This is a genomic window from Actinotalea sp. JY-7876 (assembly GCF_014042015.1).
Lineage (GTDB): Bacteria > Actinomycetota > Actinomycetes > Actinomycetales > Cellulomonadaceae > Actinotalea.
In genome coordinates this window covers 978,756-1,004,974 of sequence record NZ_CP059493.1, presented here as the reverse complement: position 1 = coordinate 1,004,974, position 26,219 = coordinate 978,756, and the positions used below count along the sequence as shown (strand labels likewise).

Sequence of the window (26,219 nt, the reverse complement as noted above, 5' to 3'; positions counted from 1 at the left end):
GGCGGGGCACCGGGCTCCCGGTCAGCGCGCCGTCCAGCCACCGTCCACGAGCAGCGTGTGGCCGGTCACGAGGGACGCCGCGGGCGAGACCAGGTAGAGCACCGCGCCGGCGACGTCCATCGGCTCGCCGATGCGGTGCAGCGCCGCGATGCGCTCGACGACGTCGGCCTCGAACGCCGGGTCCGACAGCGCGTCCGCCGTGCCGTCCGTGCGGATGAACGTGGGCGCGACGTTGTTGACGGTGATCCCGTACTGCCCCCACTCGACCGCGAGGCAGCGCGTGAGGTGGGCGACGGCGGCCTTGGTCATGCAGTAGACCGTCTCGCCCGGCAGCGCGACCTCGCCCGCCTGCGACCCGACCATGACGATGCGACCGCCGCCGCGCTCACGCATCACCCGCGCCGCCTCCTGCGACGCGAAGAACGTGCCCCGCACGTTGAGCCCCACGGTGGCGTCGAAGACGTCCTCGGTGACGTCGATCGCCATCGACCCGGGCGCGATGCCCGCGTTGTTGACGAGGATGTCGAGGCCGCCGAGCTCGTCAGCGGCCCGCCGGACCGCGGCGCGCACCTGCGTCAGGTCCGCGACGTCCATCGGCAGGGGCAGCGCGCGTCGGCCGAGCGCCTCGATCTCGGCGACGACCCCGCCGTCCGCGGCCGGGTCGCGCAGGCCGACGGCGACGTCGGCGCCCGCGTGCGCGAGGGCGAGCGCGATCGCGCGGCCCAGACCGCGGGCGGCGCCCGTCACGAGGGCGACCTGGCCCTGGACGTCGAAGCGGGGGAAGTCCATGGCGGCTCCTGTCGGCGAGCGGGTGTCGCGTCATCCTGGCACCCGGCCCCCTGGCCCGGCCGCTCACAGCCACGCCCGGACGGCCGATGGGACCGGCGGCCGCGACGGGGCTCGCCGAGCCGGCCGAGACGCGCAGCGCGAGGGGGGACGGACCATGGACGCGATCACCGCGATGAGCCAGCGCATGGTCGCCATCCAGCAGACGCTGTCGCAGCTCGGTCCCCGCACGACGGCGTCCCCGGCCGGCGCGACCGCCTTCGCGGCCGCGCTGGCCACCGAGCTGGCCGCGGTCCGCGGGTCGACGGCCGCGCAGGGCGTCGCCCCGGCCACCCCGACCACCCCGCCCCCGCAGGTGGCCGGCTTCAGCGCCGAGCAGGTGACCAACGCCGCCGCCGTGGTGCAGGCGGGCCGGGGCATGGGTCTCTCCCCGCGCGACCAGGCGATCGGCGTCATGACGGCGCTCGGCGAGTCCTCCCTGCGCGTCCTGGACCGCGGGGACACGGCCGGGCCCGACAGCCGCGGCCTGTTCCAGCAGCGCGACAACGGTGCGTGGGGCACGCTCGCCGAGCGCATGGACCCGACGGCGAGCGCGCAGAGCTTCTTCCGGGCCCTCCAGCGCGTCGAGGACCGCGACGCCATGACGCCGACCGCCGTGGCGCACGCGGTCCAGCGGAACGCGGACCCGCACCACTACACGCGCTCGTGGGACGACGCCGTCCGCCTGGTCAGCGCGCTCACCGGCGCCGACCCGGCGCGGGTCACCGGCGCGTAGGGGCGTCCCGCCTCACGCGCCCAGCCGCCGGACGGCGTCGACGAGCACCTCCTCGCGCTTGACGAAGGTGAAGCGGACGCGGGGGCGCAGCGCGTCGGCGGTGGCCGACCCGGCGCGGCAGAACGCGGAGACCGGCACGCCGACGACCCCGACCTCGTGCGCCAGGCGCCGACACGTCTCCACGCCGTCGTCGCCCCACCGGCCGGACCCGTCCGCGACGACGAAGTACGTGCCCCGTGGCACGACGACGTCGAACCCCGCCGCCGTGAGCCCGTCGCAGAGCAGGTCGCGCCGACGGGCGAGGCTCGCGGCCAGGTCGGCGACGTACGCGGCGGTGCGCCCGTCGGGGTCCGCGAGCGCGTGCGCGATCGCGGGCTGGAACGGGGCGCCCGAGACGTAGGTCAGGTACTGCTTCACCGCGCGGACCGCGGCGACGAGCGGCGCGGGCCCGGTCACCCAGCCGATCTTCCAGCCCGTGAACGAGAGCGTCTTGCCCGCCGAGGAGACGGTGAGCGTCCGCCCCGCCATGCCCGGCAGCGTCGCGATCGGGACGTGGCGGGCGCCGTCGTAGGTGAGGTGCTCGTACACCTCGTCGGTGAGGACGACGACGTCGTGCTCCGTCGCCAGCCGCGCGACCGCCTCGAGCTCGGCGCGCTCGAGGACCGTGCCGGTCGGGTTGTGCGGCGAGTTGAGCAGCACCAGGCGCGTGCGCGGCCCGAACGCCGCGCCGAGCGCGTCGAGGTCCAGGCGGAACCGCCCCGCCTCCTCGCGCAGGCCGACCGTGACGTGCGTGGCGCCGGCCATGGCGATGACGGCGGCGTAGGAGTCGTAGTAGGGCTCGATCGTCAGGACCTCGTCGCCCGGGCCGGCGAGCGCGAGCACCGCGGCCGCGAGCGCCTCCGTGGCGCCGGTGGTCACGAGCACCTCGGACGACGGGTCCGGCCGCAGGCCGTAGTGCCGCTCCTGGTGCGCCGCGACGGCGTCGAGCAGCTCCGGCGCGCCCGCGCCGGGCGGGTACTGGTTGCGCCCGGCGAGGATGGCGTCGGCCGCGGCCCGTGCGACGTGCGCGGGGCCGTCGACGTCGGGGAAGCCCTGGCCGAGGTTGAGCGCGCCCGTGCTCACGGCGAGCGCCGACATCTCGGCGAACACGGTCGGACGCACGACGCCGTCGGCCCCGACGAGCCCGGCCGCGCGGGCGACGTCGTGCCAGCGGCCGGGCCGCAGGGAGGTCATGCCCCCAGGGTAGGAGGGCGGGGGCGAGCCGCCCCGGGCCGGACGGTCAGTGGGCGACGGCGACCGGCGCACCGGCGGCGCGCTCGGTACCCATCTCGACCCACCCACCCCGGCGGTACGCGGGCGTGCCGACGGCCAGGATGACGAACGCCACGACGATGCTGAGGAGCATCACGCCGGTCATCGCGACGGCGTCCCCGCCGAGGACCCCGACGAGCGGGCTCACGGCGCCGGCGAGGCCCGCCTGCAGGAAGCCGATGGTCGCAGCGGCGGTCCCCGCGCGCTTGCCGTGACGGGACAGCGCGAGCGCCGAGGCGTTCGACATCACGAAGCCCAGGACGGCCGTCGTGAGCCACAGGGCGACCACGAGGCCGACGATCCCGCCGAGGTGGGTGGCGGCGACGCCGACGAGCCCGGCGCTGAACACGACCGTGACCGGGACGGCCGTGCGCAGCAGACGCGCGGGCCCGACGCGGTGCACGAGCGCGGCGTTGATCTGCGACCCCGTGACCATCGACGTCCCGCCGATGGCGAAGACCAGCGCGAACTGCGACTGCGACAGGCCGTACTCCTGCTGCAGGACGAACGGGGAGCCGGCGACGTAGCTCATGATCATGGCCATGCCGAGCCCGGGGAGCGCGGCGAGGGCGAGGAAGCGGCGGTCCCGGAGCAGGCCCACGTAGCCGTGCAGCGAGGCGCGCATGCCGTGGGCCGTGCGCCGCTCGACCGGCAGCGTCTCGGGCAGGAAGAACGCCACGATCACCACGAGGACCAGCGCGAAGAGGGCGAGCGCCACGAACACCGCGCGCCAGCCCCATACCGAGGCGATCGCGCTGCCGACGGTCGGCGCGAGCAGCGGTGCCACGGCGATGACGAGCATGAGGCGGGACATGAGCTTGGCGGCGTCGGCCCCGGTGTAGCGGTCCCGGATGCATGCCATGGCGACCACGGTGGCGCCCGAGCTGACCAGACCCTGGAGCACGCGCAGCGTCGACAGCTGGCCGATCGTGGTCGCCACGACGCAGAGCAGCGAGATGACCACGTGCAGGCTCACGCCGATGAGCACGGGCTTGCGGCGCCCGACGCGGTCGGAGAACGGGCCGACGATGAGCTGCCCGATCGCGCCGCCGATGAGCATGCCGGTGATCGTGAACTGGGCGGCCGCCTCGGTCGTCATGAGGTCGGCGGCGACGTCGGGCAGCGACGGGAGGTACATGTCCGTCGTCACCGCAGGCAGCAGCGTGAGGAGGCCGACGAGCAGGACGAAGCCGGCGGCGCGGTCCGTGCCCGCCCGCGGGGCGGGCGTCGTGGGAGTCGGTGTCGTCACTCCAGGAGTTTATGCCGAATCGTTTCGACAGGACAGGTGAATCGACGGACCCGGGACGTGAGTCCCATCACGGCCGCCGAGGGATGTGCACCCGGCCGGAGCACGCGACGCGCGGGGCGCGCGTGTCGCAGGGCCGCGGCATGCTGGGGGCCATGTGCGGACGCTATGCCTCGTTCCGGGACGCGGAGGACCTCGCGGACGCGTTCGCCGTGAGCCCGGAGGGCATCGCGGCCGACGCCGCCCTGCTGCCGCCGTCCTGGAACGTCGCGCCGACGGACCCCGTGCGCGTCGTCGTCGAGCGCGCGCCCCGGGCCGTCGAGGGCGAGGAGCCGCCGGAGGAGGTCCAGCGCTCGCTGCGGCTCGCGCGCTGGGGCCTGGTGCCGGGGTGGGCCAAGGACCCGTCCGTGGGCTCGCGCATGATCAACGCCCGCGTGGAGTCGCTCGTCGACAAGCCCGCGTTCCGCAAGGCGGCCGCCGCGCGCCGGTGCCTGGTGCCCGCCGAGGGCTACTTCGAGTGGCGCAAGCCGCCCGCGGGCTCGCCGGCCAAGGCCCCCAAGCAGCCGTTCTGGATCCACGCGGGCGACGGCTCCCCGCTCGCCTTCGCGGGTCTCTACGAGTTCTGGCGCGACCGCTCGCTGCCCGACGACGACCCGCACCGCTGGCTCGTCACGATGACGATCATCACGGGCGGCGCCCCCACCGACGACCCCGTGCTGGCGGAGATCCACGACCGGCGGCCGGTGGTGCTGACGCCGGACCGGTGGGCGCAGTGGCTCGACCCGCACCGCACGGACGCCGCCGAGGCGGTCGGGCTGCTGCACGACCCGGCGCCGCGGCTCGTCGCGACGCCCGTCTCCACCGCGGTGAACTCCGTGCGGACGAACGGGCCCGAGCTGATCGAGCGGCTGCCCGACGGCGACGACGAGGACCAGCCGGGCTGAGGCGGCCAGTGCGGCGCTCGGGTCACGACGGCGATCGCGTCGCGCGGCGCCACGTCGGGCGGCGTCGCGTCAGGCGGCGTCGGCGCGCAGCAGGCGCACGGGACGCAGGACGCCGAGGCCGGGGACCTCCCGCTCGTCCTGCGGGACGAGCGTCACGCCGGGTGCGCCACGGACGGCGTCGGCCGTGGCCTCGTCGAGGAGCACCGCACCGGGCACGGCCTGCTCCGTGAGCCGGGCCGCCAGGTTGACCGACGGGCCGAACACGTCACCGAACCGCGACAGCAGGCGCCCCCAGACGAGCGAGACGCGCACGGGGGTGGCGCTGTCGACGCCGAACGCGTCGGCGAGGCCGAGCGCCACCTCGGCGCCGAGGTGCGGGTTGTCGGCCACGAAGAGCACGGCGTCCCCCACGGTCTTGACCACGCGGCCCCCGGCGGTCGTGACGACGTCCCGGGCGCGCGTCTCGAAGGTCTGCACGAACTCGGCGAGCTCGTGCGCCCCGAGCGCGGCGGACCGGGTGGTGAACGAGACCATGTCGGCGAACCCGACGGCCCGAGCGAGGGGCAGCTCGTCCTTCGCGCCCGGCTCCGGGGCGCCGCCGAACTCCTCCGCGAACCTGCCGGCGGTCGCCAGGAGCTGGCGGCGCCAGGCGTGGGAGAGCTGGTGCTCGAGCAGGCCGGCGATCTCGCCCAGGCGCCCGATGACCGCCAGGCGCGCGCTGCGGTCGTCGAGGCCGTCACGCTCGGTGAGGTGCTCGACCAGCGCCTCGACCTGCCACATCACCAGCCGGTCCGTGGTGTGGCCGATGGACCGGACGAGCGAGACGGTCGCGCGCGGGCTGAGGTTGTAGCGGTCCCGCGCGTCCAGCAGGAGGCTGAGCACCTCGACGTCGGACTCCGCGTACGCGACGGCGTCCTCGTCGCCCGTCGGCAGGCCGAGCGTGTGCCAGAAGAGCCTCAGGTCGTCGACGTCGGCGCCGAGGCGCTCGGCGACCTGCGCGAGCGTCAGGGTGCGGGGACCGCCCAGCAGCTGCGCCTCGAGCCGGTCGAGCATCGGGGACGTCGTGGGGTGGTCGGGCGTTGCCTCGGACGTCTCGGGTGACACCGCCTCAGGCTAGCCCGGGTGACGAGGGTCACCGTGACGGGGGCCGACCGGTGGCCGCGGCCATCGTCGTCGTGACCCGCAGCGGGGTCGCCCGCGGCGTGCCTACCGTGCCCGCAGGTGCTGGACGTCGCCGGCGTGGACGTCCCGGGACCGGCCGGCCGCGTCCTCGACGACCAGCGCGCCGTCGGGCCCGAGCGCCGTGGCGGTCCCCTCGACCGTGCCGCCTCCCGGGAGCTCGACGCGGACGGGGGTGCCCAGGGTCACGCAGGCGCGGGCCACCTCGTCGGGGAGCCCCGGGTCGCCGGCCCGCCACCGCTCGTCGAGCTCGGTGAGGTGCCGGACGAGCGAGGCGAGCAGGTCCGTCCGGTCCACCTGCGCACCCAGGGTCCGGAGCGAGGCGGCGGTCGGGACGGGCAGCTCCGCCGTCGACTGCGCCACGTTGATCCCCACGCCGACCACGACGTCGTAGCGGGGCGCGGCACCGGGTGGCGGCCCCGCATCCGGGACGACCTCGCACAGGACGCCCGCGAGCTTGCGCCACCCGCGCCACCCGGGCTGCTCCGTGCCGTCGGGCGCGGGGACGATGACGTCGTTGGGCCACTTGAGCGCGGCGCGGGTCCCGGCGGCCTCGCCGACCGCCCGGACGACGGCCAGCCCGGCGAGGAGCGGCAGCCAGCCGAGGCGGTCCGCCGGCACGTCGGCGCGCAGCAGCACCGACACCGTGAGCGCCGCGCGCGGCGGCGTGGTCCACGTCCGCCCGGCGCGACCGCGGCCGCCGGCCTGGTGGTCGGCGACGAGCACGGACCGGTCGGGCCACGCGGCGGGCTCGGCGCGCGCGGCAGCCACGAGGTCCGTCGACGTCGAGCCCGTGCGCGCCACCACGACGACGCGGCCGGCTGCGGGCAGGGCGCGGGCGACGGCGTCCGGGTCGAGGACCGGCGGGGGCGTCGTCATGCGGCCACGGTACGTGGGCCGGAGCCCGTTCGGTTCCCACCCGTCTGCGCACGCCCATCCCCGCGCGTTGTCGGGTCCGGCACATGCGGGGGGCGCCACGCCGTCGGGACCCGCACCGAGGATGTGCACACCCGACAACTACCCTCGGGGACGTGACCGACACGACAGCCGCCAAGCTCGAGGACCTCGCCGATCGTGCGGGGCGCGCCGCCGACGACACCGCTGCGGCCACCAAGCAGCACGCGCGGGGCAAGAAGACGGCCCGCGAGCGCATCGCCGCCCTGCTCGACGAGGGCAGCTTCGTCGAGCTCGACGCGTTCGTGCGGCACCGCTCCACCGCCTTCGGCCTGGACGCGAAGCGGATCCCGGGCGACGGCGTCGTCACCGGCTACGGGACGGTCGACGGGCGCCAGGTGGCCGTCTACTCCCAGGACTTCACCGTCTTCGGCGGCTCGCTCGGCGAGGCGCACGGCCAGAAGATCACCAAGGTCATGGACCTCGCGCTGCGCACCGGCGTCCCCCTCATCGGCATCCTCGACGGCGGCGGCGCGCGCATCCAGGAGGGCGTCGCGGCCCTGACGCAGTTCGCCGAGATCTTCCGCCGCAACGTCGCCGCGTCGGGCGTCATCCCGCAGATCTCGCTGATCCTCGGGCCGAGCGCGGGCGGCGCGGTCTACTCCCCCGCCCTGACCGACTTCATCGTCATGGCGGACCAGACCTCGCACATGTTCATCACCGGCCCCGACGTCATCCGGGCCGTGACGGGCGAGGACGTCGGCTTCGAGGAGCTGGGCGGCGGGCACACGCACAACGCCCGCTCGGGCGTCGCGCACTACCTCGGCAGCGACGAGGACGACGCGATCGACTACGTCAAGGCACTGCTGGGCTACCTGCCCTCGAACAACCTCACCGACCCGGTCGTCTGGCCGGACGAGGAGGCCGACCTCGCGATCACGGACGAGGACCTCGAGCTCGACGCGCTCGTGCCGGACTCGGACAGCCAGCCCTACGACATGCGCACGGTCGTCGAGCACGTCCTCGACCACGGCGACCTCCTCGAGGTCCAGGCGCTCTACGCGCCCAACGTGCTCATCGGGTTCGGGCACGTCGAGGGCCGCCCGGTCGGGATCGTCGCCAACCAGCCCCTGCAGATGGCGGGCACGCTCGACATCAGCGCCGCCGAGAAGGCCGCGCGCTTCGTGCGGACCTGCGACGCGTTCAACATCCCGGTCCTGACGTTCGTCGACGTCCCGGGCTTCCTTCCCGGCACGGACCAGGAGTGGAACGGCATCATCCGCCGGGGCGCCAAGCTCATCTACGCCTACGCCGAGGCCACCGTCCCTCTCGTCACCGTCATCACGCGCAAGGCCTACGGCGGCGCGTACATCGTCATGGGCTCCAAGCAGCTCGGGGCCGACGTCAACCTCGCCTGGCCGACGGCGCAGGTCGCGGTCATGGGCGCCGGCGGCGCCGTCAACATCCTCCAGCGCGGCGCGCTCAAGACGGTCGCCGACGCGGGCGGCGACGTCGAGGCCGAGCGCGCCCGGCTCACCGGCGAGTACGAGGACGCGCTCATCAACCCCTACGAAGCCGCGGACCGCGGCTACGTCGACGGCGTGATCGCCCCGTCCCAGACGCGCACGCAGATCGTCCGGGCGCTGCGGGCCCTGCGCACCAAGAGGGCTGGCCTCCCGGCCAAGAAGCACGGGAACATCCCCCTGTGAGCGCCGAGGTGCGGGTGGTACGCGGCGAGCCCGACGACGCCGAGCTCGCCGCCCTGGTCGCGGGCCTGGCGGCCACCGCCGGCACCCCGGTCGCACCCGCGGTGACGGCGCCCGCGGCAGCCGGCGAGGCCGACGCAGTGCGCCGGTGGCGCGCGGCGGCCGCCTTCGGCGCGCCCCGCATCCCGCTCGCCCCCGGCACGGACGCCTGGCGGTGGAGCGGTCGCTCATGACGCGACCGACGGCCCCCTGCCCGTGCGGGTCCGGCGTCCGCGACGACCTGTGCTGCGGACGTCTGCACCGGGGCGACGGCCTCGCCGCGACGCCCGAGGAGCTCATGCGCTCGCGCTACACCGCCTTCGTGCGCGGCGAGGCCGCCTACCTGCTGGCGACCTGGCACCCGCGCACCCGCCCGCACGACCTGTCGCTCGCCCCCGACCCGGGCTGGCGGGGCCTGGAGGTGCTCGGCACCCGGGGCGGCGACGACGACGCGACGGGTGTCGTCGAGTTCGTCGCCCGCCACGTCGACGGCGACCTGCGCGAACGCAGCCGGTTCGAGCGGCGCGCCGGCCGCTGGCTCTACGTCGACGGCGACGTCGACGCCGGCTGACGAGCCCGCGTCACGGAACGACGTTCCCCGCGCACGCGAGCCTCGTTAGGGTCCGTACATGACGACCGACCACAGCACCACCGGGGCCCCGGCCCACCGGGAGCCCACCCCGATCGACGCGATCGCCGACGCCTACGTCGAGACGACCGCCCGCCTGAACCCGCTCGCCGCGACCGCGATGGGGCTCGCCGGGTACGACCACCTCATGACCGACTTCTCGCCCGCCGGCTGGCGGGCGCAGGCCGACGCCGCGCGCGCCGTGCTGGGCGAGCTCGACCGCGTCGACCCGCAGGACGACGTCGACCGCGTCACGCTCGACGCCATGCGCGAGCGCATCGGCCTGGAGCTCGAGCTGCACGACGCGAACGAGCTCCTCGGCTCGCTGAACAACATCGCGTCCCCGGTCCAGGAGCTGCGGGACATCTTCGACGTCATGCCGACGTCGACCCCCGAGCACTGGGAGAACATCGCGGCACGCCTGAACGCGCTGCCCGGTGCCGCCGACGGCGTCATCGAGTCGCTGCGGCTCGCCGCGTCGCGGGGGCGCGTGGCCGCCGTGCGCCAGGTCCTGGAGTGCATCACGCAGGCCGACGAGCTCTCGGGCGACGGGTCGTTCTTCGACTCCTTCGTCACGGGCACGACGGTCGACGCCGCGCTCGACGACTCCGCCGCGTGCCAGGCGATCCGGCGTGACCTGTCCGAGGGCGCCGCGGCCGCGAAGCAGGCGTACGCCCGCATCGCCGAGTTCCTGCGCGAGGAGCTCATCGCGCAGGCGCCGCAGGCCGACGCGTTCGGCCGCGAGCGCTACGCCCTGTGGTCGCGATACTTCCTCGGCGCCCGCGTCGACCTCGACGAGACGTACCGGTGGGGCCTGGAGGAGCTGGACCGCGTCATCGCCGAGCAGGAGGCGGTCGCCGCGCAGATCGCCGGCGACGGCGCCTCGGTCGCCGACGCGGTGGCGGTGCTGGACCAGGACCCGGCCCGCGTCCTGCACGGCAACGACGCCCTCCAGGCGTGGATGCAGGAGACGTCGGACGCCGCGGTCGCCGCCCTGAACGGCGTGCACTTCGACATCCCCGAGCCGATCCTGCGCCTCGCGTGCCGCATCGCGCCCACCCAGAACGGCGGCATCTACTACACCGGCCCCTCGGACGACTTCTCCCGCCCGGGCACCATGTGGTGGTCCGTGCCGCCGGAGGTCACCACGCACACGACGTGGCGCGAGAAGACGACCGTCTACCACGAGGGCGTCCCCGGCCATCACCTCCAGGTGGGCCAGGCCGTCTACGAGCGGGCGACGCTCAACAGCTGGCGCCGCCTCGCCTGCTGGGTCAGCGGCCACGGCGAGGGCTGGGCCCTGTACGCCGAGCGCCTCATGGCCGACCTCGGCTTCCTCGACGACCCGGGCGACCGCCTCGGGATGCTCGACGGGCAGCGCATGCGCGCCGCTCGCGTCGTCCTCGACCTCGGTGTGCACCTCGGGCTGCCGTGCCCGGAGCGCTGGGGCGGCGGGACGTGGGACGCCGACAAGGCGTGGGACTTCCTGTCCGCGAACGTCAACATGCCCGAGGCGTTCCTGCGCTTCGAGCTGAACCGCTACCTGGGCTGGGGCGGCCAGGCGCCGGCGTACAAGATCGGCCAGCGCCTCTGGGAGACGGCGCGCGACGAGGCGGCGGCCGCCGCGGCCACGCGCGGCGAGGAGTTCGACCTGCGCGCGTTCCACGCCCGTTCGCTGGCTCTCGGCTCGGTGGGCCTGGACGTGCTGCGCGAGGCGCTCGCGCGCTGACCGGACGCACCCGAGGGCGCCCGCGCCCGACGACGCGACGGGAGGTCGCCGCGGCTACCCTGCCGCGGTGACCTCCCTCGTGCTCGCCTCCGCCTCCCCCGCCCGCCGCGCCCTGCTCCGCTCGGCCGGCATCGACGCCGTCGTGCAGGTGTCCCGGGTCGACGAGGACGCCGTCCTGGCGGCCTCGTCGACGGACGGGCCCCTGGACCCCGCCGACGCGGTGCTGCTCCTCGCCCACGCCAAGGCCCAGGACGTCGCCGGCCGCCTCGACGAGGACGCGCTGGGTGAGGCCGGCGTCGAGGACGCGGACGACGTCGTCGTCGTGGGGTGCGACTCGATGCTGGAGCTCGACGGGCGTGCGTTCGGCAAGCCGGCCGACGCCGCGCAGGCGGTCGAGCGGTGGCGCACGATGCGCGGCCGGAGCGGCGTCCTCCACACCGGGCACTGGCTCGTGGACCTGCGGCCCGTCGGCCCGGGCGCCGGCAGCGGCGGCACCGTGGGCGGCGTGTCCTCCACGGTGGTGCACTTCGCGGACCTGTCCGACGAGGAGATCGACGCCTACGTCGCGACGGGCGAGCCCCTCAAGGTCGCGGGTGCCTTCACCGTCGACGGCCTGGGAGGCCCGTTCGTCACGGGGATCGAGGGTGACCACCACGGCGTCGTGGGGCTGAGCCTGCCCCTGCTGCGCGAGCTGCTCGCCGAGCTCGGGCTGCCGCTGCACCGCCTCTGGCGTGGCTGATCCCGACAAAGCCCGGCCGACGCCGGTTGTGGATCCGTACAAGGTGCGACGACGCCGCGTCCGGTGCGTGAACGGGCGGGGCGCGTGACGTTACGGTGAGCCGTGCCCGGAATCCACAAGGTCCTGATCGCCAACCGTGGTGAGATCGCCGTCCGCATCGCCCGGGCCTGCGCCGACGCCGGCATCGCGAGCGTCGCGGTCTACGCCGACCAGGACCGCGAGGCCCTGCACGTCGCGCTCGCGGGCGAGGCGTTCGCGCTCGGCGGCACCCGCGCGGCCGAGACGTACCTCGACGTCGCCAAGCTGCTCGACGTCGCCCGCCGCTCGGGCGCCGACGCCGTCCACCCCGGGTACGGCTTCCTCGCCGAGAACGCGGGCTTCGCGCAGGCGGTGATCGACGCCGGGCTGACCTGGATCGGCCCGCCGCCCGCCGCCATCGAGGCGCTCGGCGACAAGGTCAGCGCGCGCCACATCGCACACCGCGCCGGCGCGCCGCTCGTCGCGGGCACGCCCGACCCCGTCACGGGGGCCGAGGAGGTGCAGGCGTTCGCCGAGGAGCACGGCCTGCCCATCGCGATCAAGGCGGCGTTCGGCGGCGGCGGCCGTGGCCTGAAGGTCGCGCGCGAGGCCGCCGAGATCGCGGAGCTCTACGACTCCGCCGTCCGGGAGGCGACGGCGGCGTTCGGGCGGGGCGAGTGCTTCGTCGAGCGCTACCTCGACGCGCCGCGCCACGTCGAGACGCAGTGCCTCGCGGACCAGCACGGCACGGTCGTCGTCGTCTCGACCCGGGACTGCTCGCTCCAGCGCCGCCACCAGAAGCTCGTCGAGGAGGCGCCCGCGCCGTTCCTCACCCCGGCGCAGGAGACGCTCCTGCGCGACGCGTCGATCGCGATCCTGCGCGAGGCCGGCTACGTCGGCGCCGGGACCTGCGAGTTCCTCGTCGCGCGCGACGGCACCGTCTCCTTCCTCGAGGTCAACACCCGCCTGCAGGTCGAGCACCCGGTGACGGAGGAGGTCACGGGCATCGACCTCGTGCGCGAGCAGCTGCGCATCGCCGCCGGCGAGCCCCTCGGCTACGACCAGGTCGCCGTGCGCGGCCACTCGATCGAGTTCCGGATCAACGGCGAGGACCCGGCCCGCGGCTTCCTGCCCTCCCCCGGCCGGATCACGCGCCTGCGCCTTCCCGCCGGCCCCGGTGTCCGCGTGGACAGCGGCGTCGTCGAGGGCGACACGGTCTCTGGCGCCTTCGACTCGATGATCGCCAAGCTCGTCGTCACGGGCGCGACGCGCCGGCAGGCGGTCGAGCGCGCCCGCCGGGCGCTGGCCGAGCTCGAGGTGGTCGGCATCCCCACGGTCGTCCCCTTCCACCGGGCCGTCCTCGATTCCCCCGCCTTCGTCCCCGCGGACCCGCAGGAGCCGTTCACCATCCACACGCGGTGGATCGAGACCGAGTTCGCGGACACGGTCGCCGCGCTCGGCGCCACGCCCGACAGGACGGGCGACGACGAGCCGCAGGAGCGGCGCACCGAGCGCGTGGTCGTCGAGGTCGGCGGCAAGCGCATCGAGGTCGTCCTGCCCGCCGGGCTCGGCCTCGGCGGCGGGCGCGGGCGGCCCGGGACCGCGCGACCGCGCCGGGCCGCGGGCGCCCGCGGCGCCGTGCGCGCCGTCGGGGGCAACGGCACGACCCTCGCGTCGCCGATGCAGGGGACGATCGTCAAGGTCGCGGTGGCGGACGGCGCGGAGGTGGCCGAGGGCGACCTCGTCGTGGTCCTCGAGGCCATGAAGATGGAGCAGCCGCTGGTGGCGCACCGCGCCGGGACCGTGCAGCGCCTGACGGCCGGCGTCGGGTCGAGCGTGAGCGCCGGCACCGCGATCTGCGAGATCGTCGGCTGACCGGCGCACCGGCGGCCCACCACCGCCACTCCGGCGACGCCTGGGTGCAGTGCGCCTGCGGGCGGCGGCACTGGGGCACCCACGGGGCCGCGGGCCTGCTGCTGCACCGGTCCGCGGGCGGGCGCACGCAGGTGGTGCTCCAGCACCGGGCCCTGTGGTCCGACCACGGCGGCACGTGGGCCCTGCCGGGCGGCGCGCTCGCCCCTGGCGAGACGCCCGAGCAGGGCGCGGTCCGGGAGGCCGCCGAGGAGGCCGGCATCGACCCCGCGGCCCTCGAGATCCACGACGCGGTGGTGCTCGACCACGGCCCGTGGCGCTACACCACCGTCGTCGCGCGGGCGACGGGCCCCCACGACGTGCGCCCGACCGACGCGGAGAGCCTCGAGGTCGCCTGGGTCGACGTCGACGCGGTGGCCGACCGGCCGCTGCTCCCCGCGTTCGCCGGCGCGTGGCCCGGCCTGCGCGCCCTGCTGGGCTGAGGCGCGCCGGAGCCCTCGGCTGCTCGGCCCGGCTACTCCGCGCGTGTGTGCAGCACGCGGGCCACCTCGGCGATGGTTCCCGACAGCGACGGGTACACGGTGAACGAGTCGGCGATCTGGTCCACCGTGAGGCGGTGGTTGACGGCGAGGGTCAGGGGGAAGATCAGCTCGCCGGCGCGCGGCGCCACCACGACCCCGCCGATGACGATGCCCGTTGTGCTGTGCGCGAAGATCTTCACGAACCCGTCGCGGATGCCCAGCATCTTCGCGCGCGGGTTGCGGGCCAGCGGCAGCGTGCTGACGACGAACCGCGCGCCCATCTCCTCGAGCTGGCGCTGCGAGCGGCCCACGGTGGCGATCTCCGGCGCCGTGAAGATGTTGGCCGCGACCTCACTGACGTCGAGCGGCGTCACGGCGTCGCCGAGCGCGTGCGCCATGGCGATCCGCCCCTGCATCGCGGCGACCGACGCCAGGGGCAGGACGCCGGTGCAGTCCCCGGCGGCGTAGACGCCGCGCGCGCTCGTGCGCGAGACCTTGTCGACCTCGATGTAGCCGCCCTTGCCGAGCACGACGCCGGCCTCCTCGAGCCCGAGGCCCTCGGTGCTCGGGACGGCGCCGACCGCCATGAGGCAGTGCGACCCCTCGACCACCCGCCCGTCCGCGAGCGTGACCTCCACGCCGTCGCCCCGGCGGGTCACCCCCGCGGCGCGGGAACGGCTCATCACCGTCATGCCGCGGGACGTGAAGACGCCCTCGATGAGCTCGGCGGCGTCGGCGTCCTCCCCCGGCAGCACCCGGTCACGCGAGGAGACCAGGACGACGTCGGCGCCCAGCGCGTTGTAGGCGCCGGCGAACTCGGCGCCCGTGACGCCGGACCCGACCACGATCAGGCGCTCGGGCAGGTCGGTCAGGGTGTAGAGCTGCGTCCAGGTGAGGATGCGCTCGCCGTCGGGCATCGCCTCGGGCAGGCAGCGGGGCGTCGCCCCGGTCGCCAGCAGCACGACGTCGGCGTCGAACGACCCGCCCCCGTCGGTGACCACGCGCTCGGGCCCGTCCAGCCTGGCGGTGCCCTCGACCAGGGTGACGCCCTCGGCCTCCAGGCGGGTGCGGATGTCCGCGGACTGCGCGGCCGCCAGCTCGACGACCCGGGCGTTGACCAGGCCGAGGTCCACCTCGTGCCCCCGCAGCGGGGTGTCGGTCGGCAGGCCCACCGTGCGGATGCCGAGGTCCGACGCGCGGTCGGCGATGGTCATCCACTCCGCCGTCGCGATGAGCGTCTTGGAGGGCACGACGTCGGTGAGCACCGCCGCACCGCCGAGGCCCTGCCGCTCGACCAGCGTGACGTCGGCACCCGACCGGCACGCCACCAGGGCCGCCTCGTAGCCGCCGGGACCACCGCCGACGACGACGACCTTCGGGGCCGGCCGTCCGGGCGGCCGCTCGGGGGCGGGGACGGGCGTGGCGAGGCCGGGTGTCGTTGCGGTCACGGCCCCATTGTGCCGTCGGGCGCCGCGGACGCGTCCCGACCGCGTGGCCCCACGTCCGGGCCGGGTCACCGATAGCCTCGCTGCATGACAGCACCACACGGCACCGGGCCGCTCACCACCCTCGACGACCCCGCCACCGACCCGTTCGAGGTGGCCCGCGAGGCCGCCGCCGTCCTCGCCGAGCGGACGGGGATCGCGTCGCACGACGTCGCCCTCGTGCTCGGCTCCGGCTGGGGCGGCGCGGCCGACCTGCTGGGCGAGACGGTCGCCGAGATCCCGAGCCACGAGCTCCCCGGCTTCAGCGCCCCCGCGGTCCCCGGGCACGTCGCGACCACCCGCTCGATCCGGCTCGCGGACGGCCGGCACGCGCTCGTGCTCGGGTCGCGCACCCACCTGTACGAGGGCCGCGGCGTGCGGCGCGTCGTGCACGGCGTGCGCACCGCGGCCGCGGCCGGCGCGGGCGTCGTCGTGCTCACCAACGGCTGCGGCGGCCTCGACCCGGCGTGGGCGCCGGGTACCCCCGTGCTCATCCGCGACCACCTCAACCTCACGGCGACGTCGCCGCTGGAAGGCGCCACGTTCGTCGACCTCACCGACCTGTACAGCCAGCGGCTGCGGGACGTGGCGCACGAGGTCGACGCCTCGCTGCCGGAGGGCGTCTACGCCCAGTTCCGCGGGCCCCACTACGAGACCCCCGCGGAGGTCCGCATGGCGGGCGTCATGGGCGCCGACCTCGTGGGCATGTCCACCACGCTCGAGGCCATCGCCGCACGGCACGCCGGGCTCGAGGTCCTGGGGCTCTCGCTCGTGACCAACCTGGCCGCCGGCATCGGGGCCGAGGCGCTCTCGCACGCCGAGGTGATCGAGGCCGGCCAGGCGGCCGCGCCGCGCATCAGCCGCCTGCTCGCCGACGTCGTGGGGCGGATCTGATGGCGCCCCCCACCGCCGACCGGCCGGACCAGCCGCTCGACCCCGCGCTCGTCGCACAGGTCGAGGCCTGGGTGGCCGACGACCCCGACCCGCAGACCGCCGCGCACCTGCGCACGCTGCTGACGACCGCGCAGGACGACGCCGACGAGGAGCTGCGCTCCGTCGCACGCGCCGAGCTCGCCGACCGCTTCCGCGGACCGCTCGAGTTCGGCACCGCGGGCCTGCGCGGCGCGATGGGCGGCGGCCCGAACCGCATGAACCGCGCCGTCGTCATCCGGGCGGCCGCGGGCCTCGTGCGGTACCTGCGTGACGCGCTCGAGGCGCGCCGGGGCGAGGGCGGCGGCGTCGTCGTCGAAGGGCCCCGGGTGGTCATCGGCTACGACGCGCGCTACGGCTCCGAGCGGTTCGCGCGGGACACCGCCGGGGTCGTCACGGCCGCGGGGGGCCACGCCCTCCTGCTCCCCGAGCCCCTGCCCACCCCCGTGCTCGCGTACGCCGTGCGGCTGCTGGACGCCGACGCCGGCGTCATGGTCACGGCCAGCCACAACCCGCCGCAGGACAACGGCTACAAGGTCTACCTCGGCGGACGGGTCGTCACCGACAGCGGCCAGGGCGCGCAGATCATCCCGCCGTACGACGCCGAGATCGCCCGGTGCATCGCGGCCGTCGAGTCCGTCGCCTCGGTACCGCGGACCGAGTCCGGCTGGGCCGTTCTCGGTGAGGAGATCGTCGAGGGCTACCTCACCGCCGTCGGCGCGCTCGCCGACCCCGACGGCCCGCGGGACCTGCGGATCGTCCTGACGCCGCTGCACGGCGTCGGCGGGCACACGGCCGAGCGGCTGCTGCGCGGCGCCGGCTTCACGGACCTGCACATCGTCCCGGAGCAGGCGCTGCCGGACCCGCGCTTCCCGACCGTCGCGTTCCCGAACCCCGAGGAGCCGGGCGCGATCGACCTCGCGCTCGCGCTCGCGGAGGAGCTCGACGCCGACCTGGTGCTCGCCAACGACCCCGACGCCGACCGGTGCGCGGTCGCGGTGCGCGACCCCCGGCTCGCGCACGCGACGTCGGCCACCGCGGGCACGGCGGCCGCACGGGGCTGGCGCATGCTGCACGGTGACGAGGTCGGCGCGCTCCTCGGCCAGGACCGCGCCGCGCGGTTCGCCGCGGCGCACCCCGACGGCCGGCACCCCGACGGCACGCCGGGCGTGCTGGCGAACTCGATCGTGTCCTCGCGCCTGCTCGGCCGCATCGCGGCGTCGCACGGCCTCGCGCACCGCGCGACGCTCACGGGGTTCAAGTGGATCTCGCGCGTGGAGGGCCTCGTCTTCGGCTACGAGGAGGCGCTCGGCTACTGCGTCGACCCGGCGCGCGTGCGGGACAAGGACGGCCTCAGCGCCGCCCTCCTGATCGCCCAGCTCGCGGCCGGGACGAGGGTGCGTGGACGCACCCTCGTCGACCTGCTCGACGACCTCGCCGTCGAGCACGGGCTGCACCTCACCGACCAGCTGTCCGCCAGGTTCACGGACCTCGCCCAGATCCCGGCGACCATGGCCCGCGTCCGCGAGGCCCCGCCGGCCACGCTGGCCGGCTCGCCCGTGGTCGAGGTCGTCGACCTCGCCGACGGCGGCGAGGGCCCGGATGCGCTGCCGCCGACGGACGGGCTCCGGCTCGTGGCCCAGGACGGCACACGCGTCATCGTGCGCCCGAGCGGCACCGAGCCCAAGGTCAAGTGCTACCTCGAGGTCATCGTCCCGGTGACCGACGACGGCGACGCGTCCGACCCCGTCGGCGCCGCGCGCACGCGCGCCCGCCAGCGGCTCGACGCGGTCCGGGCGGACGTCGCGGCGGCCCTCGGGCTCTGACCGGACGCCCCGGGAGCCCGGACACCCGGGCTCCCGGGCGCGCGGCGCCGACGCCTCGGGCTGCGCGCCGCGCCGGTTGATGCTGTGCTGTCGCACGGCATCCCCGACCACGGAGGTAGGACGTGACCGACGAGCCGCGCGTGTGCGTGCTGGCCCTGACCTCGCTGCTGACCGTGACGGTCGAGGACTCCGCCCACGGCTCGGGACCGGAGATCCACGTGCACCCCGGGGGCCAGGGGCTGTGGCTCGCCCGCATGGCGTCCGTGCTCGGCGCCCGCGTCGTGGCGTGCGGACCGTTCGCGGGCGAGACGGGCGCCGCCGCGCAGCACCTCGCGGCCCGGGAGGGCGTGGACCTGCGGGCGACGCGCTACGACGGCAGCAACGGCGCCTACGTGCACGACCGCCGCTCCCGGGACGACGCCGGCGAGCCGGGCGAGCGCGAGGAGCTCGCGGCGGCGGACCCGACGCCGCTCGGCCGCCACGAGCTCGACGACCTCTTCGGCACGCTCCTGGTCGAGGCTCTCGAGGCCGACGTCGTCGCGCTCACCGGCGCGGACCCGCCCGACACCGTGCCCGCCGACTTCCTCGCCCGGGTGGCCCGCGACCTGCGCCGCAACGGGAGCACGGTCGTGGCCGACCTCTCGGGCGACGCCGCGCTCGCCGTGGTGGCCGAGGGCCTCGACGTCCTCAAGATGAGCCACAGCGAGATGGTGGACGCCGGCCTGGCCGAGGGACCGGAGCTCGCGCAGCTGCTCGCGGGCGCCCGGGCCGTGCTGGCGGGCGAGCACGCGGACGACGCCCGCTCCGACGACGCCGAGGACGAGGGCCGCGGACGCGTGGGCGCGATGGTCGTCTCCCGCGCCGCGGAGGGCACCCTCGTCGTCACGCGCGAGGGCGCCTGGCAGGTCACGGCTCCCCCGGTCTCGACCGTCGACCACCGCGGCGCCGGCGACTCGCTGACGGCGGCCGTCACGGTCGGGCTGGGACGCGGCCTCGAGCTGCTCGAGGCGGTCCGCCTCGGGGCGGCGGCGGGCGCGCTCAACGTGACCCGGCGCGGCCTGGCGACCGGCCACCGGGACCAGATCGAGCGCTTCGTGGAGCGCGTCACCGTCGAGCCGCTCGAGGAGGGAGCAGCATGAGGGCGCTGGTCACCAACGACGACGGCATCGACTCCCCCGGGCTGGCCGTCCTGGCGCAGGTCGCCGCGGCGGCCGGGTACGAGGTCGTCGTCGCGGCGCCCGCCACCGAGTACTCCGGCGCCTCCGCGTCGCTCTTCGGGATCGAGCGCGACGGCCGCGTCGTCGTCGAGCCGCGGCGGGCGCCCGGGCTCGCCGACGACGTCGAGTCCTACGCCGTCGCGGCGGCGCCCGCGCTCATCACCTTCCTGGCGGCGTACGAGGGGTTCGGCCCGCGGCCCGACCTGGTCCTGTCCGGTGTGAACCGCGGGCCCAACACGGGCAACGCCGTCATCCACTCCGGGACCGTGGGCGCGGCGACGTCGGCCGTGACGCACGGGATCCGCGCGATGGCCGTCTCGATCATCACCGCCCACCCGGAGCACTGGGCCACGGCCGGCGTCGTCGCGTCGCACGCCCTGGGCTGGCTCGAGGCGCGCGAGCCCCGCGCGGGCGTGCTCAACCTCAACGTCCCGGACCTGCCGGCGCACCGGCTGCGCGGCATCCGCGTGGCGCCCCTCGCGGACTTCGGCGCGGTCGAGGCGCGCATCGACCGGCCCGGCGCCGACGGGGCGGTGCGGGTGCGCTACGCCGAGCTCGACCCGACCGCCGACGCCGGCTCGGACGCCGGGCTCGCGGCCGCGGGCTGGGCGACCGCGACGGTGCTGCGGGCGCCGTGGGCGGTCCCCGCCCCGGGGTTCCCGGAGGTCGAGGGCCCGCTGGGCTGAGCCGCCGTCAGGGCCGGACCCACTGCCCCCGCGCGACGAGCACATCCCGCAGCAGGTCGGCGCGGTCCGTCACGAGGCCGTCCACGCCGAGGTCGAGCAGGCGGTGCATGTCGGCCGGGTCGTCCACGGTCCACACGTGGACCTGCGCGCCCGCGCGGTGGGCGGCGGCGACGGTCGCGGCCGTGACCACCCGGAGGCGGCCGTAGCGCTCGGGGACCTGGAGGCAGTCGACGTCGCGCAGCGCGCGCCGGACCGCCGCCGCGGAGCGGGCCGCCACCGCGGCCCGGAACGCCGCCGTCGCGCGCGTGCCGGCCGACGTCGCGACCGGGCGGGACAGGCGTCGCACGACGGCCCGGCGGCGCGCGTCGGAGAACGACGCCACGCACACGCGGTCGTGCGCGCGCGTGCGCTCGACCGCCTCCGCCAGCGGCGCCACGGCGCCCTCGCTCTTGACGTCGACGTTGACCCGCAGGTCCGGCCACGTCCCCAGCAGGTCCTCGAACCTCGGTACCGGCTCGACACCGCCGATGCGGGCCCGCAGCACCGTCGAGGAGGGCAGCCGGTCGACCCGGCCCGACCCGTCCGTCACCCGGTCGAGCGTCTCGTCGTGGAACGCCACCAGCACGCCGTCGGCCGTGGCGTGGACATCGGTCTCGACGTAGCGGAACCCGAGGTCGACGGCCGCGGCGAACGCCGCCATCGAGTTCTCGAGCCCCGCGGGCGAGAACCCGCGGTGCGCGAGCGGGAGCGGCCCCGGGTGGTCGAGGTAGGGCCGCTCCTGCGCGCGCGTCACGTCCCCGGGCTCAGTACCCGGTGCCGGCGGCCGCGTCGGCGTCGGCGTCCGTCCCCGGGGCGTCCAGGCCGTCGAGCACCGCCGCCGTCCCGGACAGGCCGAGGCGCGTGGCGCCGGCCGCGATCAGCGCGCGGGCCGCCGCGGCCGTGCGGATGCCGCCCGACGCCTTCACGCCGAGGCGACCGCCCACGGTCGCCGCCATGAGCTCGACGGCGTGCACGCTCGCCCCGCCCGCCGGGTGGAAGCCCGTGGAGGTCTTGACGAAGTCGGCGCCCGCCGCCTCGGCCGCGCGGCACGCGGCCACGACGCCGTCGTCCGGCAGCGCGGCCGACTCGATGATGACCTTGAGCACGCGCGGCGCCGGCACGGCCGCACGCACGGCGGCGATGTCGGCCTGCACGCGGTCCCAGTCGCCCGCGAGCGCGGCGCCCAGGTCGATGACCATGTCGACCTCGTCCGCGCCGTCCGCGACGGCCCGGGCGGCCTCGGCCGCCTTGATCTCGCTGTGGTGCTTGCCGGACGGGAACCCGCACACCGTCGCGACGAGGACGCCCGGGGGCGGCTCGAGCGGCAGCATCGAGGGCGACACGCAGACGGCGTACACGCCGAGCCGGTGCGCCTCGCGCAGGAGGGCCTCGACGTCGGCCGGGGTCGCCTCCGGCTTCAGCAGCGTGTGGTCGACCAGCCTGGCGACGGTCTGACGGTCCTGGGCAGTGCTCATGCGCGGTGCCGGCCCTTCCCCGCGGTCCACGCGGGATCGATGACGTCCTCGACGAGCGCCTGCCGCTCGTCGTGGTGGAGGAAGGCGTTCCACGCCGCGGTGAGGGTCGCGTCGTGCAGGTCGGCGAGCGTCCAGCCGGCCTCGTCGACGAGGCGCTGCATCTCGCGCGTCATGGACGTGCCGGACATCAGCCGGTTGTCGGTGTTCACGGTGACGGCGGAGCCCAGGGCCGCGAGCGCGGTGATCGGGTGACTCGCGACGGACGCCGCCGCACCCGTCTGGACGTTCGACGTCGGGCACAGCTCGAGCGGCACCTGCTGGTCCCGCACCCAGTGGGCGAGCGGGCCGAGCGTGGCCTTCTCGAGGCCGAGCGGGTCCTGCTCCGTGGGCTCGCCGAAGGTGATGTCGTCGGCGATCCGGACCCCGTGCCCCAGACGCAGGGCGCCACCGACGTGGAGCGCCTCGGCGATCGAGTCGAGGCCCGCGGCCTCGCCCGCGTGGATGGTCACCGGGAAGTGCGCGTACCGCAGCGTGCGGAACGCCGACGCGTGGCGCGACGGCGGGAAGCCGTCCTCGGCGCCGGCGATGTCGAAGCCGACCACGCCCCGGTCGCGGTTGGCGAGCGCGAGCTCGGCGATCTCCTGGCCGCGGTCGGCGTGGCGCATCGCGGTGAGCAGCTGGCCCACACGGATGGTCCGCCCGGCGGCGGCCGCCTCGGCGACGCCCTCCGCGAGGCCCTGGCCCACGGCATCGACGACGTCCTGCAGGCTCAGCCCGGCGCGCAGGTGCTGCTCGGGCGCGTAGCGCTGCTCGGCGTACACGACGCCGTCGGCGGCGAGGTCCACGACCGCCTCGCGCGCGACGCGGCGCAGGTCCTCGGGCCGCTGCATGACCGCGATGGTGTGGTCGAACGTCTCGAGGTAGCGCGGGAGCGAGCCGGAGCTCGCGGCCTCGACGAACCACCGCCCGAGGTCCTCGACGTCGGTGGTGGGCAGCGCGTGACCCACCTGCGCCGCGATGTCGACGATCGTGGCCGGGCGCAGGCCGCCGTCCAGGTGGTCGTGCAGGAGGACCTTCGGCAGCGCCGTGATCTCCTCGGTGGTGAGCGGTGTGCTCGAACGGCTTGCGGAACGACTCATGGGCGCCACGTTATCGGGCCGCGGGGCCCTCCTTCACCGCGCGGGGTACTCGTCCGAGCCGTCGTCGGGGACCTCCTGCGCCTGCTCGACGACGTCGCCCTCGGCGGCCTCGTCCCGCAGGTCGGGCCGCGGCGCGGCCGGCTGGTGCTCGGGGTCGACCGGGACGGTCGTGCTCTCCGAGCCGGGGACCTGCGCGTTGTCCGGCGGGACCAGGCCCGCGTCCGCCCACGAGCTGTCACCAGGGATCGTGCTCATCGCGTCCTCCTCGTCCGTCGTCAGGCGCGGGCGGCGGGGTACCGGCCCGCTCCCATCGTGTCGAACGCCACACCGGGCCGCCACCCGCGGCCCCTCACCGCAGGCGCGGGGCGAGCACCCAGGCGAGGTGGTCCCAGTGGCCGAGCGCGGCGTGCGGGCGCCCGGACGTCAGCGCCCGGCGGTCCGCGACCACCACGGCCCCCGCCCCCGGCTCCCACACGTGCCACCCGGCGTCGTCCCGGGCGAACGCGAGCACCACGTGGCGCGGCAGCGCGGTGTCCCACCCCCGGGCGGTGTCGCCGCCGCTGTAGAGCGGCACGGGGACGCCCGCGTCCAGGGCGGTCCCGACCTCGGCGAGCGCCCCGGCGAGGTGGGCCGCGTCCGTGTCGTCGAGCGGGCGGTGGTCGTACGTCACGCCGAGGAAGCGGGCCGTCCGCGCGGCGGTCCACGGCGGGGTCCCGTACCGGGGCGGCCACGCCAGCCCGAGCACGGCGCGCGCGCTCGTGCGCCGGCGCAGCACGCGCTGCACCGCCGCGAAGCGGGCCTCGCGCGGGGCCTCGGCGAGCCGGTCGAGCGCGGCGTCGGGCGCGCCCGAGAGCTCGGGCGGCCGCGCGGACGCGAGCACGGTCCCCGTCGCGAGCCAGAGCGCGAGCGTGGGGTCGCCGTGGGCGGCGAGCATCGCCAGGACCGACGAGCCGCAGGTCGTCCCGTCGCTCTGGCGCCCCTGGCGCGCCATCGAGGGCACGGGGTCGCGCACGGCGCGCCGGTCCCCCGGCGTCGACCGTGCCAGCGCCCCGGCGAGCTCCGCCACGGCGTCCACCGAGGCGGTCGCCGCCAGCGCCCGCCGCAGCACGACGGCGTCGTCGGACCCGGCCACGAGCGCGTCGAACCGGACGCGGTCGGCGTCGGCCACCAGCGCCCGCACGCGCGCCGCGGTGACGTCGCGCAGGTCCGCGACGCCCACCGGCGGCCCGTCCGCCCGCGGTGGGCCCGCCGCGACGACCTCCCGACCGCGCACGGCGCGGTGCAGGAGGGTCGTCAGCTGCAGGCCCACGGCGGGGCTCAGTCCGCCGCCACCCGGTCGAGCACGAGGCGGCGCGCGGGCCGGTCGCCCTCGGGCGCGATCGTCACGGCGTCCGCGAGGGCCTCCCGGGCACGCTCGAACCGCTCGGGGGTGTCCGTGTGCAGCGTCATCAGCGGCTCGCCGGCGCGCACGAGCGCGCCGGGCTTGGCGTGCAGCTCGACGCCCGCACCCGCCTGGACCACGTCCTCGCGGCGCGCACGGCCGGCGCCCAGGCGCCACGCCGCGACGCCGACCGCGAGCGCGTCGAGCTCGACGAGCACGCCGTCGGCCGGCGCGAAGACCACCTCGGTCTCGCGCGCCACCGGCAGCGCGGCGTCAGGGTCGCCGCCCTGGGCGGCGATCATGCGCCGCCACACGTCCATCGCGCGGCCGTCGGCGAGCGCGTCCGCCGGGTCGACGTCGTCGCGACCGGCCGAGGCGAGCATCTCCCGGGCCAGGGCCACGGTCAGCTCCACGACGTCGGGCGGGCCGCCGCCGGCCAGCACCTCGACCGACTCGCGGACCTCGAGCGCGTTGCCCGCGGTCAGGCCGAGCGGCGTCGACATGTCGGTGAGCAGCGCGACGGTGCGCACACCGGCGTCGGTGCCGAGCTCGACCATCGTCCGGGCGAGCTCCGACGCGCGGTCGAGGTCCTTCATGAACGCGCCGCTGCCGACCTTGACGTCGAGGACGAGCGAGCCCGTGCCCTCGGCGATCTTCTTGCTCATGATCGAGCTGGCGATGAGCGGGATGGCCTCGACCGTCCCCGTCACGTCGCGCAGGGCGTAGAGCTTGCGGTCGGCGGGCGCCAGGCCCGAGCCCGCCTGGCAGATGACCGCGCCCACGTCCTCGAGCTGGCGCATCATCTCGTCGTTGGTCAGCGCCGCGCGCCAGCCGGGGATCGCCTCGAGCTTGTCGAGCGTGCCGCCGGTGTGGCCGAGGCCGCGCCCGGACAGCTGCGGGACGGCGACGCCGTAGGCCGCGACCAGCGGCGCGAGGGGCAGCGTGATCTTGTCGCCCACGCCGCCGGTGGAGTGCTTGTCCGCCGTCGGACGCGAGAGGCCGGAGAAGTCCAGCCGCTCGCCCGAGGCGATCATCGCGGCGGTCCAGCGGGCGATCTCGGCCCGCTCCATGCCGTTGAGCAGGATCGCCATCGCGAGCGCGGCCATCTGCTCCTCCGCCACGACCCCGCGGGTGTAGGCGTCGACGACCCAGTCGATCTGGGCGTCGTCGAGCCGGCCGCCGTCGCGCTTGGTGCGGATGACGTCCACGGCGTCGTGCGCCTCGTGGCGCGGTGCGGCGCTCATGCCCGCTCCACCAGGTCGGCCGGCCCGAAGGCGTCCGGCAGCACCTCGGTCATCGGGCGGATCCCGCTCACCGTGTCGACGAGCAGCGTGGGGCCACCCGCCTCCCACAGCAGCTGGCGGCACCGGCCGCAGGGCATCAGCGCGTTGCCGTGCCGGTCCACGCACGCGAACGCCACGAGGCGCCCGCCGCCGGAGGTGTGCAGCGCACCGACGAGAGCGCACTCCGCGCACAGGCCCACGCCGTACGAGGCGTTCTCCACGTTGCAGCCGACGACGACACGGCCGTCGTCGACGAGCGCGGCGCAGCCGACCGGGAACTCGGAGTAGGGCACGTACGCCCGGGTCATCACGTCGCGGGCGGCAGCGCGCAGCGCCTCCCAGTCGACGTCGGGGGTCTGGCGGGTCACGAGA

At 76.2% G+C, this 26,219-nt stretch carries 26 protein-coding genes; 13 read left to right on the top strand and 13 right to left on the bottom strand.

Features of this window, described 5'->3' with window-relative positions; genetic code table 11:
- Positions 1-21 precede the first annotated feature (21 nt).
- Entirely contained in the window at positions 22-789 is a 768-nt protein-coding gene (locus H2O74_RS04780) for an SDR family NAD(P)-dependent oxidoreductase (RefSeq protein WP_182113367.1), read from the bottom strand.
- Positions 790-943: 154 nt separating this feature from the next.
- On the opposite strand from H2O74_RS04780, the gene H2O74_RS04775 reads away from it, so the two are divergent.
- A complete protein-coding gene (locus H2O74_RS04775; protein WP_182113366.1) occupies positions 944-1,561 on the top strand; it encodes a hypothetical protein in 618 nt (205 codons plus the stop codon).
- 12 nt (positions 1,562-1,573) lie between these two features.
- Here the strand turns inward: H2O74_RS04775 and H2O74_RS04770 are convergent, their stop codons facing one another.
- Entirely contained in the window at positions 1,574-2,794 is a 1,221-nt protein-coding gene (locus H2O74_RS04770; RefSeq protein WP_182113365.1) for a pyridoxal phosphate-dependent aminotransferase, read from the bottom strand.
- A 46-nt stretch (positions 2,795-2,840) separates the two neighbouring features.
- Complete coding sequence (locus H2O74_RS04765; RefSeq protein WP_182113364.1) at positions 2,841-4,121, bottom strand: multidrug effflux MFS transporter; 1,281 nt, start codon at positions 4,119-4,121, stop codon at positions 2,841-2,843.
- A 152-nt stretch (positions 4,122-4,273) separates the two neighbouring features.
- Between H2O74_RS04765 and H2O74_RS04760 the strand changes: the two genes are divergently transcribed.
- Positions 4,274-5,062: an SOS response-associated peptidase gene (locus tag H2O74_RS04760; RefSeq protein WP_182113363.1), complete on the top strand. Its 789-nt coding sequence runs from the start codon at positions 4,274-4,276 to the stop codon at positions 5,060-5,062.
- A 69-nt stretch (positions 5,063-5,131) separates the two neighbouring features.
- On the opposite strand, the gene H2O74_RS04755 is transcribed toward H2O74_RS04760, so the two are convergent.
- Complete coding sequence (locus H2O74_RS04755) at positions 5,132-6,166, bottom strand: adenylate/guanylate cyclase domain-containing protein (protein WP_255491784.1); 1,035 nt, start codon at positions 6,164-6,166, stop codon at positions 5,132-5,134.
- A 102-nt stretch (positions 6,167-6,268) separates the two neighbouring features.
- Positions 6,269-7,120: a biotin--[acetyl-CoA-carboxylase] ligase gene (locus H2O74_RS04750; RefSeq protein WP_182113362.1), complete on the bottom strand. Its 852-nt coding sequence runs from the start codon at positions 7,118-7,120 to the stop codon at positions 6,269-6,271.
- A gap of 152 nt (positions 7,121-7,272) precedes the next feature.
- On the opposite strand from H2O74_RS04750, the gene H2O74_RS04745 reads away from it, so the two are divergent.
- From H2O74_RS04745 to H2O74_RS04715, 7 genes are all read left to right on the top strand, one after another.
- Positions 7,273-8,844, top strand: coding sequence for an acyl-CoA carboxylase subunit beta (locus tag H2O74_RS04745; protein ID WP_255491783.1), 1,572 nt, complete (start codon positions 7,273-7,275; stop codon positions 8,842-8,844).
- Complete coding sequence (locus H2O74_RS04740; protein WP_182113360.1) at positions 8,841-9,074, top strand: acyl-CoA carboxylase epsilon subunit; 234 nt, start codon at positions 8,841-8,843, stop codon at positions 9,072-9,074. Before H2O74_RS04745 ends, H2O74_RS04740 begins: the two co-directional genes overlap by 4 nt.
- Entirely contained in the window at positions 9,071-9,451 is a 381-nt protein-coding gene (locus H2O74_RS04735; RefSeq protein ID WP_182113359.1) for a YchJ family protein, read from the top strand. Before H2O74_RS04740 ends, H2O74_RS04735 begins: the two co-directional genes overlap by 4 nt.
- Positions 9,452-9,509: 58 nt before the next feature.
- Positions 9,510-11,237 (top strand): DUF885 domain-containing protein, encoded by a 1,728-nt coding sequence (locus H2O74_RS04730; protein WP_182113358.1) that lies wholly within the window; start codon positions 9,510-9,512, stop codon positions 11,235-11,237.
- 67 nt (positions 11,238-11,304) lie between these two features.
- Positions 11,305-11,976 carry a nucleoside triphosphate pyrophosphatase gene (locus H2O74_RS04725; RefSeq protein ID WP_182113357.1) on the top strand — a complete coding sequence of 224 codons (672 nt, stop codon included), beginning with the start codon at positions 11,305-11,307 and terminating at the stop codon, positions 11,974-11,976.
- Positions 11,977-12,078: 102 nt separating this feature from the next.
- On the top strand, positions 12,079-13,869 hold the full coding sequence (locus tag H2O74_RS04720; protein WP_182113356.1) for a biotin carboxylase N-terminal domain-containing protein: 1,791 nt from the start codon (positions 12,079-12,081) through the stop codon (positions 13,867-13,869).
- Positions 13,870-13,913: 44 nt separating this feature from the next.
- Entirely contained in the window at positions 13,914-14,348 is a 435-nt protein-coding gene (locus H2O74_RS04715) for an NUDIX hydrolase (protein ID WP_309232736.1), read from the top strand.
- 32 nt (positions 14,349-14,380) lie between these two features.
- Here H2O74_RS04715 and H2O74_RS04710 read toward each other — a convergent pair whose 3' ends face one another.
- The gene (locus H2O74_RS04710) at positions 14,381-15,835 is read right to left on the bottom strand and encodes an NAD(P)H-quinone dehydrogenase (RefSeq protein WP_255491782.1); all 1,455 of its coding nucleotides are present in this window, start codon (positions 15,833-15,835) and stop codon (positions 14,381-14,383) included.
- An 84-nt stretch (positions 15,836-15,919) separates the two neighbouring features.
- Between H2O74_RS04710 and H2O74_RS04705 the strand changes: the two genes are divergently transcribed.
- The 4 genes from H2O74_RS04705 (at position 15,920) to surE (ending at position 20,530) form a co-directional block, all read left to right on the top strand.
- Entirely contained in the window at positions 15,920-16,765 is an 846-nt protein-coding gene (locus H2O74_RS04705; protein WP_182113354.1) for a purine-nucleoside phosphorylase, read from the top strand.
- A complete protein-coding gene (locus H2O74_RS04700) occupies positions 16,765-18,627 on the top strand; it encodes a phospho-sugar mutase (RefSeq protein WP_182113353.1) in 1,863 nt (620 codons plus the stop codon). The genes H2O74_RS04705 and H2O74_RS04700 overlap by 1 nt, the downstream gene beginning before the upstream one ends.
- A 122-nt stretch (positions 18,628-18,749) precedes the next feature.
- Entirely contained in the window at positions 18,750-19,766 is a 1,017-nt protein-coding gene (locus H2O74_RS04695) for a 1-phosphofructokinase family hexose kinase (protein WP_182113352.1), read from the top strand.
- A complete protein-coding gene (surE, locus tag H2O74_RS04690; protein ID WP_182113351.1) occupies positions 19,763-20,530 on the top strand; it encodes a 5'/3'-nucleotidase SurE in 768 nt (255 codons plus the stop codon). The genes H2O74_RS04695 and surE overlap by 4 nt, the downstream gene beginning before the upstream one ends.
- 7 nt (positions 20,531-20,537) lie before the next feature.
- On the opposite strand, the gene H2O74_RS04685 is transcribed toward surE, so the two are convergent.
- The 7 genes from H2O74_RS04685 to H2O74_RS04655 all read right to left on the bottom strand — a co-directional run bounded on the left by H2O74_RS04685 (position 20,538) and on the right by H2O74_RS04655 (position 26,215).
- Positions 20,538-21,323 carry a glycerophosphodiester phosphodiesterase family protein gene (locus H2O74_RS04685; RefSeq protein ID WP_255491781.1) on the bottom strand — a complete coding sequence of 262 codons (786 nt, stop codon included), beginning with the start codon at positions 21,321-21,323 and terminating at the stop codon, positions 20,538-20,540.
- A 10-nt stretch (positions 21,324-21,333) separates the two neighbouring features.
- Positions 21,334-22,044 (bottom strand): deoxyribose-phosphate aldolase, encoded by a 711-nt coding sequence (gene deoC / locus H2O74_RS04680; RefSeq protein WP_182113350.1) that lies wholly within the window; start codon positions 22,042-22,044, stop codon positions 21,334-21,336.
- Complete coding sequence (locus H2O74_RS04675; RefSeq protein ID WP_182113349.1) at positions 22,041-23,183, bottom strand: adenosine deaminase; 1,143 nt, start codon at positions 23,181-23,183, stop codon at positions 22,041-22,043. The genes deoC and H2O74_RS04675 overlap by 4 nt, the downstream gene beginning before the upstream one ends.
- 33 nt (positions 23,184-23,216) lie before the next feature.
- Positions 23,217-23,438: a hypothetical protein gene (locus H2O74_RS04670; RefSeq protein ID WP_182113348.1), complete on the bottom strand. Its 222-nt coding sequence runs from the start codon at positions 23,436-23,438 to the stop codon at positions 23,217-23,219.
- Between the two features lie 94 nt (positions 23,439-23,532).
- Positions 23,533-24,492, bottom strand: a complete 960-nt coding sequence (locus H2O74_RS04665) for a hypothetical protein (RefSeq protein WP_182113347.1) — start codon at positions 24,490-24,492, stop codon at positions 23,533-23,535.
- Positions 24,493-24,500: 8 nt separating this feature from the next.
- The gene (locus H2O74_RS04660) at positions 24,501-25,808 is read right to left on the bottom strand and encodes a thymidine phosphorylase (RefSeq protein ID WP_182113346.1); all 1,308 of its coding nucleotides are present in this window, start codon (positions 25,806-25,808) and stop codon (positions 24,501-24,503) included.
- Positions 25,805-26,215 carry a cytidine deaminase gene (locus H2O74_RS04655; RefSeq protein WP_255491780.1) on the bottom strand — a complete coding sequence of 137 codons (411 nt, stop codon included), beginning with the start codon at positions 26,213-26,215 and terminating at the stop codon, positions 25,805-25,807. The genes H2O74_RS04660 and H2O74_RS04655 overlap by 4 nt, the downstream gene beginning before the upstream one ends.
- Positions 26,216-26,219: the final 4 nt, after the last annotated feature.

Coding starts and splice junctions, on each gene's coding strand:
- H2O74_RS04735 (WP_182113359.1), top strand. CDS start 9,071: ATGACGCGACCGACGGCCCCCTGCCCGTGCGGGTCCGGCGTCCGCGAC.
- H2O74_RS04730 (WP_182113358.1), top strand. CDS start 9,510: ATGACGACCGACCACAGCACCACCGGGGCCCCGGCCCACCGGGAGCCC.
- H2O74_RS04760 (WP_182113363.1), top strand. CDS start 4,274: ATGTGCGGACGCTATGCCTCGTTCCGGGACGCGGAGGACCTCGCGGAC.
- H2O74_RS04770 (WP_182113365.1), bottom strand. CDS start 2,794: ATGACCTCCCTGCGGCCCGGCCGCTGGCACGACGTCGCCCGCGCGGCC.
- H2O74_RS04705 (WP_182113354.1), top strand. CDS start 15,920: ATGACAGCACCACACGGCACCGGGCCGCTCACCACCCTCGACGACCCC.
- H2O74_RS04780 (WP_182113367.1), bottom strand. CDS start 789: ATGGACTTCCCCCGCTTCGACGTCCAGGGCCAGGTCGCCCTCGTGACG.
- surE (WP_182113351.1), top strand. CDS start 19,763: ATGAGGGCGCTGGTCACCAACGACGACGGCATCGACTCCCCCGGGCTG.
- H2O74_RS04775 (WP_182113366.1), top strand. CDS start 944: ATGGACGCGATCACCGCGATGAGCCAGCGCATGGTCGCCATCCAGCAG.
- H2O74_RS04750 (WP_182113362.1), bottom strand. CDS start 7,120: ATGACGACGCCCCCGCCGGTCCTCGACCCGGACGCCGTCGCCCGCGCC.
- H2O74_RS04700 (WP_182113353.1), top strand. CDS start 16,765: ATGGCGCCCCCCACCGCCGACCGGCCGGACCAGCCGCTCGACCCCGCG.
- H2O74_RS04670 (WP_182113348.1), bottom strand. CDS start 23,438: ATGAGCACGATCCCTGGTGACAGCTCGTGGGCGGACGCGGGCCTGGTC.
- deoC (WP_182113350.1), bottom strand. CDS start 22,044: ATGAGCACTGCCCAGGACCGTCAGACCGTCGCCAGGCTGGTCGACCAC.
- H2O74_RS04660 (WP_182113346.1), bottom strand. CDS start 25,808: ATGAGCGCCGCACCGCGCCACGAGGCGCACGACGCCGTGGACGTCATC.
- H2O74_RS04675 (WP_182113349.1), bottom strand. CDS start 23,183: ATGAGTCGTTCCGCAAGCCGTTCGAGCACACCGCTCACCACCGAGGAG.